The following is a 14752-nucleotide window of genomic DNA, read 5'->3' on the forward strand; positions in this document are numbered from 1 at the left end:
CGGGTACCAGTTTTTGCTTATCATGGTATTAATGCTACCAGCCTGAGCAGGGAGAAGAGAAAATGCCAAACGCAAGCCGTGCGGAAACGCCGGAAAAATCGGGCAGCCGCCTGTTAGGCGACTTTTTGCGGAGCCGGCGTGAAAGTCTCGATCCGGTGCGGCTTGGCCTGCCGCGTATGCGCCATCGCCGTACGCCGGGCCTGCGTCGGGAAGAGGTGGCGCAGTTGGCTGATGTCGGTGTAACCTGGTACACCTGGCTGGAGCAGGGCAGAGAGATTAAAGCTTCAGCTAAAACCCTTTCCGCCATCGCGGCAGCGTTACAGTGTAACGAAGCGGAAACGCAGCATCTGTTTCGCCTTGCCGGGCAGGTGTATCCGGCGTCTCAGGCTGCTAAAGCCTGCGCCAAATTGTCGGCCCATACGCGCATTATGCTGGACAGCCTGAATCCGCTGCCCGCCGTGGTGCAAAACCAGCGCTTTGATATTATGGGGCACAATCAGGCCTGGGCGCGCCTGATGAATGTTGATGTGGAAACCCTGCCACAAGAGCAACGCAACTGTATGTGGCTGGCGTTTAACCATGCTGGCTGGCGCAGCGCTGTCGCCGACTGGGAAGAGGTGATGCCGCATATGGTGGCAATGTTTCGGGCACAAATGGGCGAGCACCTGGGCGATCCGCACTGGGAAGATTTTCTGGAACGGCTGCTAACCAGCTCAGCCGAATTTCGCGACACCTGGCAACGCTATGAGCTACGCAGCATTGAAAACCGGGTGAAATATTTTTCTCATCCGCAGGCCGGCAGGCTGGCGCTGCGGCAGAATAACTGGTGGTCGGCACCGCGCAACGGCGATCGTCTGCTGGTTTATATTCCTGACGATGAGGCCAGCGCGGCGGCGCTGAAGATCATCACCACGAACTAAGAGAACAACGGATTGCAACAGAAGATCGCTTATCCCGGTTTGGCCGGCATCGTTATGTTAGGCATGGCACAGATCATCGCATGGGGCGGATCTTTCTATGTTATGGCGGTGCTGGCCGCGCCAGTAAGCCGGGAGACAGGCTGGTCGCAGCAATGGATTTACGGTGCGCTGTCGCTGGCAATTCTGGTCTCCGGCATGCTGGCACCCTTATGCGGCCGTATCATTGCTCGCACCGGCGGTCGTACTATGCTTGCCGCCAGCGGCGGCGTACTGGCTGCGGGTCTGGTACTGGTCGGACTGAGTCACTCGCTGTGGCTTTTTCTGCTGGCCTGGACCATTATCGGCGTGGGTATGGCAATGGGGCTGTATGATGCGCTGTTTGCCACGCTAGGCACGCTGTATGGTGGAATGGCACGCCGTGCTATTACCAGCATTACGCTCATTTCCGGCTTTTGTACCACACTGGTATGGCCGTTTTGCGCTTTGCTTATTGAATGGCTGGGATGGCGGCATGCCTGTTTTGCTTATGCAGCATTATTGGTGGTTAGCGTCCTTCCGGCCTGTCTGTTCTCTTTACCGGCCGGAGGCGGTCGCAAAATCAGCCTGGTCAGTAACACGACATCAGGCAAGCAGGAGACGATAGCGCAGGATCTCTTCTGGCTGCTGTGCGCCATCTTTACCCTGGCGTCGGTGATCATGACCGCCATTTCGGTACAGCTGATTACGTTATTGCAGAGCCAGGGCTATACGCTGGCTGCCGCGCTGGCGTTAAGCGCCATTCTGGGGCCGTGTCAGGTGGCTTCGCGCGTGGTGGATATGGCATTCCGGCGCGGTCATCCGCTCTGGACCACGCTGTTTTCAGTGGGGCTGGTCGCGCTGGGGCTGCTTATTCTATTGTTGTTTCCCCATCTTGCGATGCCCGGCATGCTGCTTTACGGGGCGGGCAACGGTCTTCGGGCGATTGTGCGCGGCACCCTGCCGCTAGCGCTGGTAAAACCGGAAGAGTATGCCATTGTTGCCGGGCGGATGGCGCGGCCAGCACTGATTGGTCAGGCGCTAACGCCTTTAATTGGTGGCTGGGTTTTTCAACACTTTGGTGCGCAGGCTACCTTGCTGCTGCTGTGCGCGCTGGCGCTGATCAATGTATTGTTTACCTTACTGCTAAAAATGCGGCTGCCGCAGCAGCGGGCAATGCCTGAGAAATCGTAACGGCAGGGCAGCAGGGCGCAACCCGCGTGGCCCGCTTTTCACAGCAAAAAAGCAGCGAATAATTGTGATTATGTGCCTTGCGTCCGCAGCTGGCTTCATAAAGGCAACTGTGTTTGTTATATTATTTTGTATGATTCTTCACAGCCGCGGTGCCAAAAAGAATAAAATTCGCCGCAACTCAGGATGATGAAATGTTAGATTACCGCTTCCCGACAGCTTTGCAGATGGTTTTGAGCGTAGCGATGGCGGAGCAGTCGGGCAAACGCTCCACCAGCGCCATTCTGGCGTATGGTCTGGAAGCTAACCCAAGCTTTATTCGTAAGCTGATGGTGCCGCTGACGCGCGATGGCATTATCGTGTCCACGTTAGGCCGTACCGGTTCGATTCACCTTGGACGGCCCGCCGATCAAATAACGCTGCGTGATATTTATGTCTCAGTGATTGAAGACAAGAAAATTTGGGCATCGCGTCCTGAAGTCCCCGCGCGTTGTGTGGTAAGCGCAAATGCCTGCTGGTATTTCAAAGCCATTGCTCAGGAGGCGGAAGAAGCCTCGCTGAAGGTGCTGGCAAAGCGCACCGTCGCCGATGCGCTGGAAGAGCTAAAAACCAGAGATACCAGCGGCTGCGAGGCCGTTCCTGAACCGGAAACTGAAACACCCTGCAAAAGGAGCCGCTAAATGCGGCTTTTTTTATCTTTGTTGATTCTTACTGCGTAGCCTGCCTGCCGTATCGCCTACACTCTCTTTAGTTACAACATACTATTTAAAAACAGTAATTAGATACCTCGACAACGAAGCTGATATGGCTTAGCAGCTACTGTGTCAACTTCTGTCCATGTCGCTGAAGGTAGTTGCTGGCCCCTAAGCGTCAGCAGCAAGCTGCAAACGTCAAGCTGGAATCATGTCCTTTTCGTTTGCGGATATTCCGTGTCTTGATGCGACTTGATCCCGTTGTTAAGCATGCAGCGGTCAAATGCGCTTTTGCTTACGTCTATATCAGTTGCAGGCATCATCTCACTTAAACCGTCACGCCTGTTCGACGCCTGCCAGGGTATGCCTATCAATGCTATTGGCAGAAGCATACTAAACAGGGGAGTGCATTGATATATCAATAATTTCAATAGATTAGGGGCGGGTTGTTACTGTTCGTTAAATACTCAGCACGTCGGCGTCAATTTAATGTATCAATATAGTTTGCAATTTTCCGTGAAATCAGTCACCGTTAAAGTGTAACTGCAACTGATACTGATACCATTAGCCCTGGCGACGGGAGAGAGAAGATGAGAAGTGACGCGTTTATTCACGATCTGATTGACTGGATTGACAACAATATCGAAGGCCGACTGGACCTGGATACCGTTTCCGAGCGTGCAGGCTATTCAAAATGGCATCTGCAGCGGATGTTCAAAGAGCATACCGGCCATCCGCTGGGCGAGTATATCCGTTCGCAAAAGCTGAAAAAATCAGCCGATCGCCTTACCCGCAGCAATGAACCGATCCTTAATGTAGCGATCTCTTTAGGTTTCGATTCTCAGCAATCTTTTAACCGCAGCTTTAAACGTCAGTTCGGCCAGGCACCTGGCGCATGGCGTCGCAGCGTGGTTCAGCAGCACGGTAAATCACTACAGAGCTGAGCGATCGCCAGGGCCGGATGCTTCCGGCCCGCGTTGTGAAACATCTCACATTTCCTTTTTATTCAGCCAATGCTGAAATGGCGTTTCAATATAATCTGTGTTGGGATTAACGCATCGTTTTTTCCGGAAACGCACCGATGCTTATTTCACTGGATGATTATCATCCCGCAGCCGATGGCGTAACAGCCGACACTGCCCATTTTCAACGCGCTATTGATGACATTTCCGCTCAGGGCGGCGGCACACTTTATGTTCCTCCCGGGCCATACCTGATTGGCTCTCTGACGCTCCCCGCAAATTTCACGCTGCATCTGGCCGCTGGGGCAACGTTAATCGCCAGCTGCCGGGCAGAAGATTATACAACGCAGACACAAAGCCAGGCGGAATGCTCCTCGCGGGCGTTGCTGTATGCGTACGGTCGGAAAAATATCACCATTGAAGGAAAAGGGCGCATAGATGGCAATGCCAGCGCCTGGTTTGCTGCGCATGCAGATGAGATGGGCTACCGTTTGCCGCTGGCGCAACGGCCACGCATACTGGTACTGGAAGCCTGCCGTCAGGTTACGCTACAGGATTTTACTATTGAGCAGGCACCCATGTGGACAATCCATCTGGTGAGCTGTGAGCAGGTCAGGATTAGCCGCCTCTGCGTTGATAACGATCTAACGATGGCGAACACCGATGCGCTGGATATCGATAGCTGCCGCTATGTTCACATCAGCGACAGCTATTTTAGCGCGGCGGACGATGGCATCTGCATCAAAACCACCCGCAAGCCGACGCCGCTGCGCGGCCCGGCTGCGCACATTACCATTACCGGCACCATTCTGCGCTCCAACAGCTGCGCGCTAAAGATTGGCACGGAAACCTGGGATGACATTGAAGATGTCGTGGTGACCGGCTGCACTATCATCGATTCCAACCGTGGCATCGGGCTACTGAGTCGCGACGGCGGGCGCTTTCGCCGACTCTCTTTTAGCCATATCACCTTTAATTGCGTCTATGCGCCACCGGTTCACTGGGGCAAAGCCGATCCGGTATTTATCTCGGTTCGTCCACGTCATCCTGAGGTTACGCCAGGGGAAATTGCCTGGGTACAGTTCAGTCATCTTACCGGTACCACGCAGGGGGCGATTAATCTGCATTGTGAAACGCCCGGCGCGCTGCATCATATCAGCTTCGATCACGTGTTAATCGACCAGCTTCCCAGCGAGCATCCGGAGCAGGGCTGGTATGATATTCGGCCACCCTGCAATCCGGCGAACCCGACCGGCATGGGACTGGATAATGCCTGGGCTATTAATCCCGCAACGGACCGCCCCTGGGGCGTGGAGGCCTGGCCTGGCGGGATGCCGGGGCTGTTTGCCCAGGGCGTCTCGGCGCTGTCGCTCAGTCAGATCGTCATTCATCGGCCAGATCCGCTGCCGCCAGGCTGGAATCCGCAGCTTATCGTTGAGCTTAGTTAGAATAAAAAAGAAGAGGTTTTCAGCCGGAAGGCGGGCACTTTATCTGTGCGATGGGCTAATCTATCTGACAACCGACCATAACCGCAATTTCACTGCGTGGAGTCATCTGTGCTGGAAATGCACTTCGATTTTTTAGCAATCCGCAGCGGCGAAGAGTTTTACCGCTGCTTTACTGAGCAGAGCGGCATCGCCGGAAAACCAGGCGCCAGTATCGATGCGCTATGGGATATGCTGACGGGCGAGTTAAGGCTACCGGCGCGCGCGTGGCTTTATCATTTACCTTCTGTACAACAGCGTGCAGACCTGGCGGCGATTATCGAGCTGCTGGAAGAGGCGGCGCGCGAATTACAGGGTGAGTTTATTGTGCAGCGGGTTCAGGTTTGCGGGTAATAAAACTGCAGGGCAGCGTTGCCCTGCAGGCTCTTTAGGCGCGGATGAGTTTCAGCGCCTGCTTTAACGGCAGTCGTGCGCTATCGGCAATCTCACTGCCGCCCGCATAGCCATTGTTCTCCACAATCAGCGTATTCAGGCCAACCAGCCAGTCATAAATATAAAAGGCGGTAGTATTGGCTGGCGCAGCGGAAAGGCGCGTCAGGCGTTGCGTGCTGCCAAAAGTCACGGTTGGCGTTTGCGGTTGGGCAAAAATCTTCTGGCCGCGATTCACGCGGCTGTCGGGCCGTTCCGCCGCGTCGCGCTTCAGGAAGCCGAGCCAGGCGACAAAGTCTCCCAGCACCGTCAACGCCCGTGAAACCTGACGATCCACCTTGCCTTCGCGCGGCGCGTTGGCCGCTTCATGCTCGGTCAGCGTACGTAACAGGGTGCCCGCGATATCCAGACGGAAACTGGCAGTGATCAGCTCCTCTGTTAACATTTGCAGCGTCGTTTTGCTTACGCCCAACAATGAGAGCAGACCATCGTTATCCGGCAGGCTGCGCAGATGATAGATCCAGTAGCGCTGCACGTTATGAGCAAACAGGCTGTCGTTATCCAATACCGGTTCTTCGCTTTCACCATCCAGCGCCGGTTCTGGCTGATTGCTGAACAGATCAAATTCAAAGCCAATGCCAAAATGGCTGCCCGGCAGATTGGGTGCGGCTGGCGTGGCATGCGCTCCGGCGGCGGCCTGCTGCTGCGGCAACAGATAGAGCGTGCGCAACTGCTCACGCGAGGGCTGTAATCGCTCCAGTAATTCGCCGTGCAGGCCAGTACGGGTTTGCAGCGCTTTTAACAGTTCATCAGCAATCTGCTGTTTCTGCTGTATATCGTCAACCGGCTGCGCCCAGTTGGCCAACAGGCGGTCGCTAAGCTCGCGGCTCAGACGCTGTATCTGATCCTGCATGCGCTGTTGTTTTTTTTCCGGTTTAATCTCGTTTTGCAGCCAGCTTGCCATACGCTCAATGCCGCCCGCATCCTGCGCCAGCATTGAGCCCCAGTCGCTGCCAGCGGTACCCGTTTGGCGCTGTACCGCTTCGTCGATATTCGCCGACTGCACATAACGTCCATCAAAACGGGTTACCGCCCATACCAGTACCGGCTTATGCCCGCTTTGCTGTTCGCCTTCGCCGCGACGCATGGTTTTCAGCCACTGCGTTAACATGCGTGCAACGAAGCTGGCGTCATTACGCTGGCTGGCGGCAGTAGATACCAGCAACAGATCCAGACCATGACGTTCACCATAAAACTCCAGAAACAGCGCGCGCCTGGCCTGCATCAGCCGTGCCAGCAGCGGATCGCGCTGAGCGGCCTGCGCCTGCTCCTGGCGCGTATCTTCATCCAGTGCAATGCCGTAGCCGGGAATATCTACCACATCCACCTGATCGAATAGAGCCTGACGCGGCGGAGTAGATAATGGGATCTGCACTTCCAGCGTCAGCAACTGCAGTTCCGTCAGTGACAGCGTGATAGGGCTGGCGGCGCGTCCAGCCAGCCAGGGCACCACTTCCGCACGGCGCGTGGCATGGTTTGGCGTGGCGGCAGTACTGAACAGCAGTTCAGCTGGCAGCAGTGAGTCATCAACTAACAGCGAAAGCGGCGCCAGTACGTATGGCGCATGCTGTAGCGCATGCAGGGTATGCGCCAGCTGTCGCCACAGCGCGGTCAGGGTTTCATCATCATTCCACAGCAGTGCGAACAGTTGGGCACGGTCGTCCACGCTGAGCAGCGGCGCCAGTTCACAGGCCTGCGGCCAGAAATGGCGGTTGAGTAGCGCGGCGCGACCTGTATCATGACGGCGGCAAAAATCCCACAGCGTAACCAGTTCATCGCTGGCAGCGCCTTTAACCGGCTGCGGCTGACGCAGACGCTGCAAATGTTCCAGCCGCGCCTCAAGCTGTTTCGCTTCCGGTTCGCCCTGCGGCTGCTGGAAGGCGGCCATCAGCACCATGCGCGTCATTTCCGCTTCGCTCAACAGCGTTAAGCACAGGGGCCTGCTGGCATCTTCCGGCTCGCGGCAATGGCTGAAGCGTGTCGCCATGCCATAATCCTGATTGCCGGGATTGATATGCGTGAGATAGTTAAGTGCTTTACCGCCAAAACTGGCGGTTAACTTTCCCTGAACATCGCCAGACAGCGCCTGCAGCAGTGAGGCTTTTCCCGCCTGTGAAAGACCATAAAAGCCGAGCGTATTTTCGCCAGGCTGCGTCTTTTGCATCTGGCGCAGCCGATATTTACCCCGGCGCAGAGCGAGTTTCAGGCCATCTGCCTCTATATCCAGGCGCGGCGACTGCACGCGCTGTGCATCGATCCATGAAAGGGCGAGGTCGATGCCTTCGTTCATTTCCACTAACTGCTGGCTGAACGAAGAAGCCTGCTGTTTCAGCGTAAAGGCTGTCATTTCTTAAATACGCTCCCGCTGTCGATCCAGTATTGGGCATTGGCATTGCCGCTGGCGGACAATGTATTCAGTTTCAGGCTGAGCTGGGAAAGCGGTACGCGCGTACCGTCATCCAGCCGGGCATCAGCCAGCACGAAGCGCTCCGGCGAACCTGACTGGGTGCCAGGCTCCACCGCCAGCTTTACGCGCAGTACGCTGTCGCCAGCGACCTTACGCGCCAGCTGCGCATCATTAATAGTCAGACTGTATAGCGGCGACGCCAGCCAGCGGTCATTATCCAGCTGACGGAAACCCAGGCAAACATTGCCACGGATCTGGAAACTGCTTTTGCGATCGGGGGTCCAGTTGGGGTCATCCAGATCGATTTCGCTGTAGCAGACGTTTTCACTGGTCAACGCATGGTTATCATCCAGCATCCCGAGATAGCGAATGGTAGAGTAAGGCTGGAAATCACCGGCCTTAAACCAGAAGCTCGACAAACGTAAATCCAGAGCCAGCAGGCAGAGCATTGCGCCCACCGCCGCAGTTGATTTCGGGTTATCAATACGGCCCATTTTGTTAAACGGATACCAGTCGCTAGTGTGATAGCCCTTCAGCGACAGAATGCGGCTGCCCGGCAGCGGCTGCAGATGGCGAAACAGCGCCTGCACGCCAGGGAAACGGGAAGGGCGACCGGTCAATAGCAGTACATCGCAGCTGTAAAGTGAAATCACCTCCGCCATCGAACGCAGCGCAGGCACAATCGCCATCCGGTGCGACAAAAATTCGCCGTGCAGCTTGCTGAGGCTTACCACTATCGGCACCTGCAAAATATCAAACGCCAGCTGACCGCCAAGCGCGCGCTGCACCTCGCCATTAATATAATCGAGCACCGCCGCGCCGGGACGCTGCGTCAGCAGTTCGCCATACAGCGCTTCGATCTCCGCGCTGACATCCAGTGGGTCATAGCTCTCATAGCGTTCAAGAATCGCCTGTGCCAGCGGGATAAAGAGTTGCAGCGTCGCCTGTTGACGCAGCGTGGAAAAACCATCCATGCGTCCGTCATAGCCGAATAGCTTATCCAACAAAATATCAGGGTTGCCCAGCCCGGCCTGCTTCAGAGAGGCATGCAGCGCAGGCAGGACATAAAGCTGGATCACATCCAACAAAATATCATCGCCGGCCACCTTAAAGCCTTCACGGAACAGCAGGCGCGGGTTGATTTTTACGTTGTTGCCCTGACCATCGTCCAGTGCGTAATGAGTTATCGCCAGGTCAGTAGTGCCGCCGCCGATATCAATGGAGGCGATACGCAGCGTTTTACCGGCAGGCTCATTGGCGTCGCGCAGACGGTCGGGGCGCGCCATGCTGGCGAAAAAGGCTTCTGCGCGGCCAGCAAAGTTAACCTGGGTTTCATTGAACAGGTAAACCATCTGCCCACAGGTTGCTTCATCCCACTCCATCTGCACATCGGGCACCGGGCGGCTGCTGAGCGCTTTATCGCTCAGGCTGTCAAACGGCGCATCGGCGGGATGCCAGCCCATCGCTTTCCACACCAGACCAATCGCATCCTGCATACGACTGCGGAAAATCTCCCGCTCTGGCTTCGGCATCGCTGAGGGCAGGGTAAGGATAATGTGACGCAGCTGACGCGGCGCATAGCTGTGCGGCATTTTTTGTCGCTGAGCGGCGCTGTTCATCTGCATCATCGCCTGAGCCAGCAGTTCGCTCAGCATAAAGGTCATCAGGGAGCTGCGGCTGTAGTGTGCTGAAAACACCGGCAGCCGCTCATCTTCCTCGATCTGCCACAGCGGCTCGCCTTCATCGTTAATCAGGGTCATCAGCGGTTCTGCGATCGCCTGCGGCTCAGCGCCTGCGCGATCGGCGTGATTAAAGCGCCACCCTGCGGCGTAACGGGCTTCATCCCACAAATAACGACGCGGACTGGAAATACCGGTGGTGCCTTCCGTTCCGGCACGCTGCAGCGCCATACGGCTCGCTTCGCGGCCCACGCGGGTTAATGAAGGCCAGACAAATGCCTCTTCACGCCCGCTCTCCACGGAAAAATTCTTTTTGCCGAAATGCGCTTCCGCGAACTCAACCCGGCTGTCGAACATTTCGTTATACAACCGGTGCGGTTGCGAAAGATCGCGCAACTGCAGTTCGTAGGTCTGCTTCAGGCCGTTGACTTCGTCGGGATGATCTTCCACCAAAATGCCGCAGGTATGGGAGTTGCCAACGTCGAGGATCAGATCGACATTCACGACCGGCTCCTGCAGCGTGGCGGTAAGAATGCGAATATCGGTCAGCGCCAGCTGGGTACCCAGCAGTTCAAGCAGGTTAAGGTAGTGCGCCTGATATTCAAACTCGCGTAGCGCCATTTTAATGTCACTGTCGTGACGCGACTCCAGCTCAGTGGCTCGCTGGGTAAAAACTTCACGTAGCCAGCCGTCAACCCAGGTCAGGTCGAGGAAGTCGCCGAGTTCATAGTTTTGCCAGGCAAGGGCAAAACTCACGCCGTTATTGGCGTCAGAAGGAGTCAGGGCCAGCTGCGCCTGATCGCTGTCGTCCGCAGCAGTTTGGGTATCAAATGCCAGGATCACGCGATGGGTATGGCCTTCCACATCCGGTTTATCCAGCGCGGCAATCTGCATGCGCGCCCAGTTTTCCGGGCCGCCGATAAACTGGCGCGGCGGAGCGCAGCGCAGAACCGGTACAGGCAGCCAAATCCCGTTAAGCAGGTTCAGCGATTGCTCCTGAGTGGTGCTGCATTCTGGCTTCACCACCTCTGGCGCGGCGCCATCTTCCAGCGGCAGCAAAAAACGGCCGCTGGCGGCATCATGCGTAATGCGCAACAGCGGGCCGTTCGCCGTCTGGCGTACAAATTTACGCGGCTGGCTCTCCTGAACGGCAATCGCAAAATCAAGGAACTGAATACCGCTTTCGGCAATCAGGGTAATTTTCTGTTTAAAATCGGTGATGGGCGCCAGCATTCTTATTTACTCTCACGCTTGATCGTCATTGGAAATGCGGCATCGCTGCCAAACTGCGCTTCACACACGGCGGCGCCATCCCCTTGTTTACACACCAGCTGCGGCATTTTATAACGCGTACCGTTCGCGCACCGGGCGGTATAGCGGCTGTTGATAATCAGATTACCTGAGCTCATCAGGCCAGCGGTGGCTTCAGCTTTACAGCGGGTGCCGTTGCCCTGAACAAGAGTGGCGGAGCCTTTACCGTCGCGGAACTGATAACGCACGGTAGGCGCTTTGAAACCAGGCATATTGCGAAGCTGTAACGAAACGCGCCAGTTGCCGTCAAGGAATGCAACCGAACCGTTTCGTACTGCGTTGGTCGGCATCACCAGATCATCTTTGGCCGCCGGCGCGTTAACCGGCGCGGGATCCGGCAACACAGGGGGTTCCGGCTGCGCGGGCACCACTGCCGCATTGCTGAGCGGCAGGGTTTTATGCAGCGCAAGAGTTTGTGCCTGAGTGGCTGCCGGGATCACCACGCGCGGTTTGATCGCTGGCAGGCTCCCCGCTGTTTTGGCTGACTCGGCAGTGACAGGCTCCGGTTGTGCAGGCCAGAAGGTGAACGCCAGCGCAGCGGCGATAGCCAGCCCCAGCGGCGCGGCAACCCACAGCAGACGACGCGAACGCTTCGGCGTAGGTATCGGCTGCGGCTCGGCCGTGGGCTCGTCTTCCTCATGCAGTTCATTAATTGCCTGATAAGCACTAATGGAGGCGGCGGGGGCTACCGGTTGCGCCGCCGGTTCAGGTTCGGGTTCAGCTTTTGGCGGCAGCGGTAAGATCTCAGCCGCAGGTGCGCTAATCAAAGGGGCATCGGAGATCGGTTCAGGCTGAAGCGAACTGCGCAGGCAATCAAGCGCATCGCTGTGTGAACGCTTATCCAGATCGACAAAGCCCCAGAAGGTCAGCACCGGGCGGCCGTTTACCAGATAAACATATTGACGATCGGGGAACTGGAAGGCTTTGCTAAGCAGAGCGCCAAAGAGTTTAAGCGCTGGCTTGTCCGCGCTAAGCGCGCGTTGGCTTATGGCGGTCAGTGTTTGTTGATAGCTTTCCAGTTCGGCCAGCGCCTGACGACGCTCACTTTCGCTGGCGTTAAGCCAGGATTTTACCCGGCCATTAAAAGGGGCGTACCAGTCCAGTCGGTCGCCGCGCTCGTTGGTCTGCGGGATCGCCAGACAATCGGCAAGTTTCTGCTGCTTGCGCAGGCGCAGAGTTTCGCGCAACTGAAGCGCAGAAAGGTAAACCGGCTGACCATTCTCACCTAAAGCAAGTACGGCATCCAAATTCCCACTGCGTAAAAATGTTTTTGCCACCTGTAAGGGCCCTTATTTGACGCTGCCAGAGGCAGAAAATCGTATGGTATCCGCTATTCGAATGATCTTATCTTTACATGAGATAAATCAAACGCCGGAAAAGAGCGCGTATTTGATTGATATTCCCCTTGCAAAGGCAAGCAGCACAGAAAATGCGACAGGTGGCTGTAAAATAAGGCATCAGGAGGCCCTGCCGTTGCCTGGAAAACGCGCAGTTGATCATCACAACAGCCGGGGCGCGTTCATCATCAGGAACAATAAATCGTATTCGCCATGCTCACCAGAAACAATCCTCTCTCGCGGCACGCCTTTTCGCAGCGCAACCTTTTTATCAACATGCTCTGTCCCTGTCCCTGTCCCTGAGTAACTATAGATGAATGTTAACAAAGTGGAAATTATCTAAAAAAATCAGGCTTACGGCTTAATTGCGCTCATTTTAGGAAAAATCTTAAACGGCAATTCTTATTATGTTTTTACGGGTTAATTATTAATTAAAACAATTGCAGGCTGAGCAGTTTTATCAGACAGAGGCGCTTTTAAGGGAAAGCAAAATAGTTGCACTTCGTTACTGAGCTTCTACATTTAATAACGTTGTTACGCTTACTTATCTCCTGCTGGGAGAGTGAGTTGCCCCCTTTAATGTTAAGAAAAGAGGAATTGTTATGACTCAGTATCGTGGTGGTGCAGGTAATTTCGCAAACGATCGGCAGCGTGCCTCCGAGGCTGGCAAAAAAGGCGGTCAGCGTAGCGGGGGCAACTTCAAGAATAACCCGCAGAAAGCTTCCGAAGCTGGGCGCAAAGGCGGCCAGAACAGCCATGGTGGAGGGCGCAAACCAGCAGAGTAACGCCCACGGCAATTCCATTTTTTTACGCCTCTTCACTCCGGCATAATTTGTATAATTATGTCGGAGTGATTTTTTCTCCCGGCTGTTTTGCTATTAACTGACTCTTTATGGTTAATCGCCTTATTCAATTATTGTTTCCATGATGAATATTTCGCAGGGTAATAACCCTCTGGTAATTTAATTGTTTGTTCATTCGACAAGCAAGTGATGATCAAGCGGCAAACGCCCATACCTGGACAAGAAATAACAAGCCTGTACAACTATTTCCATTACCACTGAACGCGCACGTTAAATAAACGCTTGTTCTTATTAGCGAAGCCGATGAGCCGATAATATCAGCCATACCAGCATTCCTGTTAATAAACCCCAGAATGGCGCGCCTGTACCCGCCAGCGAAATGCCGGAAGCGGTCACTAAAAAGGTGACCATGGCCGCATCACGTGTCTCTTCCTGATGCAGCGCTCGCTGAATACTGCTGGTCAGCGTGTTCAACAGCGCCAGCCCGGCAAGGATATGAATCAGCGCCATCGGCAGGGCGGTTAACAGCAGACCCACTGCACCGCCAAACAGGCCCGCCAGCAGATAAAAAATGCCGGCGCAGGCTGAAGCCAGCCAGCGCTTAGTGCGATCGGGATGCACTTCCTCACCCATACAGATAGCGGCGGTAATGGCGGCAAGACAAACGGAAAAGCCGCCGAAAGGCGACAGCAGCAGGGCAATCATGCCGCTCCAGCCAATCAATGGTGAAACCGGCGCGTTATAGCCATGCGCCTGCAGCGTAGCGATGCCCGGCGCATTTTGCGAGGCCATGGTCACCAGGAAAAAAGGCAATCCAGTGCCCAGTAGCGCTGACAGAGAGAACGACGGCATAGTAAACGACGGCCAGCGCAGCGTCAGCAATGGCTGGGCCAGGTGCAGATCGCCGCGCGCCAGCGTCACCAGCAGGCCTGCAAGCAGAGTGATAATAATCGCATAACGCGGCAGCAGCCGACGCGCCAGCAGCCAGCTAACACACATTATTCCGCATAACAGCAGAGCGGTAGGCAGCGCGCCGAAAGCCTGCAGACCGAAGCGCAATAAAATCCCGGCCAGCATGGCAGCGGTAATCGCCTGAGGGATCACTTTCATTAAGCGGGCAAACAGCCCGGTAATGCCGCACAGCACAATTAACAAATTGGTAAAGATAAAAATACCGACTGTTTGTGACAGTGTAACGCCGTCAAGACTGGTTGCCAGCATGGCGGCACCAGGGGTTGACCAGGCAGTCAGGATCGGCTGGCGATACCAGAGAGAAAAGCCAAGGGAGCTGATGCCCATCGCCAGGCCCAGCGCGGTAAACCAGCCACCGATCTCATCCGCACTGACACCGGCAGCGGCGGCAGCCTGATATATAATCGCCGCTGAGCTGGCGTAGCCAATAAGCGTTGCGATAAACCCGGCGATCGCAGCCGGGAAAGCAATCTGACGTGCATGCGGCACCGATAACATAGTATTCTCTCCTGGGCGCTATAACGCACAC

At 55.5% G+C, this 14752-nt stretch carries 12 protein-coding genes; 8 read left to right on the top strand and 4 right to left on the bottom strand.

The window, feature by feature from the left end:
- Positions 1-62: 62 nt before the first annotated feature.
- The 6 genes from B1H58_RS17315 (at position 63) to B1H58_RS17340 (ending at position 5618) form a co-directional block, all read left to right on the top strand.
- A complete protein-coding gene (locus tag B1H58_RS17315; protein WP_085071699.1) occupies positions 63-920 on the top strand; it encodes a helix-turn-helix transcriptional regulator in 858 nt (285 codons plus the stop codon).
- A 54-nt stretch (positions 921-974) separates the two neighbouring features.
- Positions 975-2129, top strand: coding sequence for an MFS transporter (locus tag B1H58_RS17320; RefSeq protein ID WP_085071700.1), 1155 nt, complete (start codon positions 975-977; stop codon positions 2127-2129).
- 191 nt (positions 2130-2320) lie between these two features.
- The gene (locus B1H58_RS17325; protein WP_085071701.1) at positions 2321-2806 is read left to right on the top strand and encodes an efflux pump transcriptional repressor OqxR; all 486 of its coding nucleotides are present in this window, start codon (positions 2321-2323) and stop codon (positions 2804-2806) included.
- A 602-nt stretch (positions 2807-3408) separates the two neighbouring features.
- The gene (locus B1H58_RS17330; protein WP_085071702.1) at positions 3409-3762 is read left to right on the top strand and encodes a helix-turn-helix domain-containing protein; all 354 of its coding nucleotides are present in this window, start codon (positions 3409-3411) and stop codon (positions 3760-3762) included.
- A 137-nt stretch (positions 3763-3899) separates the two neighbouring features.
- Positions 3900-5228, top strand: a complete 1329-nt coding sequence (locus B1H58_RS17335) for a glycoside hydrolase family 28 protein (protein ID WP_085071703.1) — start codon at positions 3900-3902, stop codon at positions 5226-5228.
- Between the two features lie 117 nt (positions 5229-5345).
- Positions 5346-5618, top strand: a complete 273-nt coding sequence (locus tag B1H58_RS17340; RefSeq protein ID WP_157130247.1) for a barstar family protein — start codon at positions 5346-5348, stop codon at positions 5616-5618.
- 34 nt (positions 5619-5652) lie between these two features.
- Here the strand turns inward: B1H58_RS17340 and B1H58_RS17345 are convergent, their stop codons facing one another.
- The 3 genes from B1H58_RS17345 to B1H58_RS17355 are packed head-to-tail and all read right to left on the bottom strand — an operon-like array spanning position 5653 to position 12388.
- Positions 5653-8061: a virulence factor SrfC family protein gene (locus B1H58_RS17345; protein ID WP_085071705.1), complete on the bottom strand. Its 2409-nt coding sequence runs from the start codon at positions 8059-8061 to the stop codon at positions 5653-5655.
- On the bottom strand, positions 8058-11033 hold the full coding sequence (locus tag B1H58_RS17350) for a virulence factor SrfB (protein ID WP_085071706.1): 2976 nt from the start codon (positions 11031-11033) through the stop codon (positions 8058-8060). Before B1H58_RS17350 ends, B1H58_RS17345 begins: the two co-directional genes overlap by 4 nt.
- A gap of 2 nt (positions 11034-11035) precedes the next feature.
- Entirely contained in the window at positions 11036-12388 is a 1353-nt protein-coding gene (locus tag B1H58_RS17355) for an SrfA family protein (RefSeq protein WP_085071707.1), read from the bottom strand.
- Between the two features lie 43 nt (positions 12389-12431).
- On the opposite strand from B1H58_RS17355, the gene B1H58_RS20735 reads away from it, so the two are divergent.
- Positions 12432-12755: a hypothetical protein gene (locus tag B1H58_RS20735; RefSeq protein WP_157130205.1), complete on the top strand. Its 324-nt coding sequence runs from the start codon at positions 12432-12434 to the stop codon at positions 12753-12755.
- A gap of 295 nt (positions 12756-13050) precedes the next feature.
- Entirely contained in the window at positions 13051-13233 is a 183-nt protein-coding gene (locus B1H58_RS17360; protein ID WP_038626107.1) for a con-10 family general stress protein, read from the top strand.
- A gap of 309 nt (positions 13234-13542) precedes the next feature.
- Here the strand turns inward: B1H58_RS17360 and B1H58_RS17365 are convergent, their stop codons facing one another.
- Positions 13543-14721, bottom strand: a complete 1179-nt coding sequence (locus tag B1H58_RS17365) for a benzoate/H(+) symporter BenE family transporter (protein ID WP_085071708.1) — start codon at positions 14719-14721, stop codon at positions 13543-13545.
- Positions 14722-14752 lie beyond the last annotated feature (31 nt).

The sequence above is a fragment of the Pantoea alhagi genome (genome assembly GCF_002101395.1).
GTDB lineage: Bacteria > Pseudomonadota > Gammaproteobacteria > Enterobacterales > Enterobacteriaceae > Mixta > Mixta alhagi.

Excerpts from the sequence above, each read along its gene's own strand:
- B1H58_RS17315 (WP_085071699.1), top strand. The coding sequence starts at position 63 with ATGCCAAACGCAAGCCGTGCGGAAACGCCGGAAAAATCGGGCAGCCGC.
- B1H58_RS17320 (WP_085071700.1), top strand. The coding sequence starts at position 975 with ATGTTAGGCATGGCACAGATCATCGCATGGGGCGGATCTTTCTATGTT.
- B1H58_RS17325 (WP_085071701.1), top strand. The coding sequence starts at position 2,321 with ATGTTAGATTACCGCTTCCCGACAGCTTTGCAGATGGTTTTGAGCGTA.
- B1H58_RS17330 (WP_085071702.1), top strand. The coding sequence starts at position 3,409 with ATGAGAAGTGACGCGTTTATTCACGATCTGATTGACTGGATTGACAAC.
- B1H58_RS17335 (WP_085071703.1), top strand. The coding sequence starts at position 3,900 with ATGCTTATTTCACTGGATGATTATCATCCCGCAGCCGATGGCGTAACA.
- B1H58_RS17340 (WP_157130247.1), top strand. The coding sequence starts at position 5,346 with ATGCACTTCGATTTTTTAGCAATCCGCAGCGGCGAAGAGTTTTACCGC.
- B1H58_RS17345 (WP_085071705.1), bottom strand. The coding sequence starts at position 8,061 with ATGACAGCCTTTACGCTGAAACAGCAGGCTTCTTCGTTCAGCCAGCAG.
- B1H58_RS17350 (WP_085071706.1), bottom strand. The coding sequence starts at position 11,033 with ATGCTGGCGCCCATCACCGATTTTAAACAGAAAATTACCCTGATTGCC.
- B1H58_RS20735 (WP_157130205.1), top strand. The coding sequence starts at position 12,432 with ATGGTATCCGCTATTCGAATGATCTTATCTTTACATGAGATAAATCAA.
- B1H58_RS17360 (WP_038626107.1), top strand. The coding sequence starts at position 13,051 with ATGACTCAGTATCGTGGTGGTGCAGGTAATTTCGCAAACGATCGGCAG.
- B1H58_RS17365 (WP_085071708.1), bottom strand. The coding sequence starts at position 14,721 with ATGTTATCGGTGCCGCATGCACGTCAGATTGCTTTCCCGGCTGCGATC.